This is a genomic window from Shigella sp. FC1967 (assembly GCF_001743005.1).
In the GTDB taxonomy this organism is placed as follows: Bacteria; Pseudomonadota; Gammaproteobacteria; order Enterobacterales; family Enterobacteriaceae; genus Proteus.
This window is the reverse complement of the sequence record NZ_MIIZ01000868.1, coordinates 1-2,382: the sequence shown is the minus strand read 5'-3', so window position 1 is coordinate 2,382 and position 2,382 is coordinate 1. Positions and strand designations below refer to the sequence as shown.

The 2,382-nt window shown below is 32.5% G+C and carries 4 protein-coding genes; 1 reads left to right on the top strand and 3 read right to left on the bottom strand.

From position 1 onward, the window contains the following. A partial coding sequence (locus BHE89_RS25965) for a hypothetical protein (protein WP_286146181.1) occupies nucleotides 1-181 on the top strand: 181 nt, incomplete at its 5' end. 244 nt (nucleotides 182-425) lie between these two features. On the opposite strand, the gene BHE89_RS25960 is transcribed toward BHE89_RS25965, so the two are convergent. From BHE89_RS25960 to BHE89_RS25950, 3 genes are all read right to left on the bottom strand, one after another. Beyond that, complete coding sequence (locus BHE89_RS25960; protein ID WP_286146183.1) at nucleotides 426-1,109, bottom strand: filamentous hemagglutinin N-terminal domain-containing protein; 684 nt, start codon at nucleotides 1,107-1,109, stop codon at nucleotides 426-428. A 144-nt stretch (nucleotides 1,110-1,253) separates the two neighbouring features. Further along, the gene (locus BHE89_RS25955; protein WP_353615137.1) at nucleotides 1,254-1,652 is read right to left on the bottom strand and encodes a ShlB/FhaC/HecB family hemolysin secretion/activation protein; all 399 of its coding nucleotides are present in this window, start codon (nucleotides 1,650-1,652) and stop codon (nucleotides 1,254-1,256) included. 341 nt (nucleotides 1,653-1,993) lie between these two features. Then, nucleotides 1,994-2,382 (bottom strand): ShlB/FhaC/HecB family hemolysin secretion/activation protein (locus BHE89_RS25950; RefSeq protein WP_286146180.1); only part of this gene is annotated, 389 nt, incomplete at its 5' end.

Here is a 2,382-nt window from a genome sequence, read left to right as displayed (position 1 = left end):
CCTTGACTATTTCCCCAATATTGATGCGACAAAACTTCTTTTAGCGGTAGAGTTTGCTTCAATACTTGAAATAATGGGTAAATCACTTAAAGATGTATTAACCAATTTCTTTGTTCTAATTAATCAAATCACCCTTTTTCTGTTTTTATCGTGGCGGATTGATTTTCAATTAAAGTACTAGGATCACCCTGTGCATTTTTTTTGTATCCATAAGTTATCTTTTGCTTGAACAAGTGCCTTTTCGCCTTTATTAGTGAGTTTATCTGCAAATAAACGTATATCTTTTTCTGAGATAATTTCACTATGATTAGTTAGCGTATTAGTGGCTAACGTAATATCTCTTTTTTGCTTTTAACTTAGTATTATGATTAACCTGTAGTTCTTTACTGCTAACATTAATATCTTGCTCTGATTGAATATTGCCATTAAAGGTAATTTTTTCCATCAACCGTTAAATTCACACTGTGTTGATTTGTATGAATATCACTTAAATTAACACCAACACCCTTTTCTGTGCTGACTAGGCGTATTTGATTGGCATACATTCCTCCCAGCGCTTTAGTATCAATCGAGATTGTTGGCTTTATGTCTTCTCCAGTAAGGCTATTTACCGCTCCTTTTTCAAAATCAATACGGTTATTACCTTGCATTAAAGAAAGGTTTTTTGCGTTTATTTTTCCATTTAACTCAATACTGCGGCTAATAATGTCGGCATAATTCTGAGCTTGGAGATCCATGCCTTGTTTTCCAATAACAACACTGCCTTTTTTCACTTCTATTGCCGAATAAGCACCTTGAGGGCTAAATTGAGGTTTTCCTGTCGTAAGCGTAATTGCTGGGGTATTAATAAATGAACAACCATCACAGGTAATACCATTCGGATTGGCAATAACCACTTTCGCCTGTTCACCTGCAACTTCTAATTTTCCTAATAACTGTGAATATCCATTTCCTACTACTTCATTAATAATTAAATGCGCTGAATTACCTTTTAAATGGGGATTAGCATTCACTTGTTTGGCTAATTGAGTATTAACAGGTGTTGTTGCATTATTAAGTACAGCACCTTGTTTTCCGACATTAAATGAGTGAAATTGATTATGAGAAATACCAACATTATTAGGTGTTGCAATATTAATAATAGGAACGGTATTTTGCTGACTTATTTTTTATCGTTTTTATCGACGGGAGTAATTACAGAACTCCAAGCAGGATGTAATGGGTAAATAGCAGTTAAATAAATAATGCTATAGCTAATTAATCGCGATTTTCGAGAAAATATCCTTTTCGTGCAATATAAAACCTCCAAACCTTAAATAACAAAAGAAACAGACCAAAATAAAAGACCAATGATCAGGTTTTAATGATGTGGGATAAAACATAGGCTTATTAATTAATATCTGAGAGGAAAAAATAGAGTGATCAAAAGAAGCACCTATTGCGCTTCCTATTATTTTATTTTTCTTTGTTTCATATTTATCTGAATGAGCAACGCCATAATCAAGTGCAAAAATAAAATTAACATTACCTAAAAAACATTTTATTTGTGGTGTGTTTATTTCATTACGCCAATAAAATCCGCTATTCGCATTCAGTTTTGTTTCTTTATATCCACGAGTTGCCTTTATTCCATCAATTGCAACTCTTTCTATACTATAAAGATTATCTGGCGTATATTGCCCATAAAATGACGTAATATAGACAAATTTGTTAACGAAATAAATGTTGATAGCTTAAATTTATGCTTAGTTTTCGATAATGACTACGAGGTGAGTTTTCAGCAATATAATCCGGTGTTGCACCAAAAAGAGAAATCCCGAGCTCGCAACTGGATTAATGATTAAATATCCATTATGTATACTTAAATTATATTCAGGGCTAAATGACAAAGAAGTTAATGTAGGGCTCGTTATTAATAGTTTTTGTTGTGCTAATTGTGTCCTTGCTTTTTTTATGTTTCAGGGAACTCTTTAATATTATTCGTTGCTTATTATCACGATAGGCTAAAACGACTAATATCAAAAGTGTTGATCACTATTTTTTGTTTTTTATAACGATATTGAGCATTATGGCTTTGAAAAGGATAAGAGGATTGGCTATGCGATACTTGATACTGATAAAACCAATAACCATAAGGAATATTCACACTTGCAGTATAAGCACGAGAATAGTGAGTGCGAGTGAAATCAGTATTTGTTTTTAGTGAAAGAATCCATTGTTCACCCAAGCCAAATAAAGAATCTATGGTTGTAGTATTCGTTAATAGAATTTCACCTGTTGTTTTGCGAGTGAAATCAGTATTTGTTTTTAGTGAAAGAATCCATTGTTCACCCAAGCCAAATAAAGAATCTATGGTTGTAGTATTCGTTAATAGAATTTCAC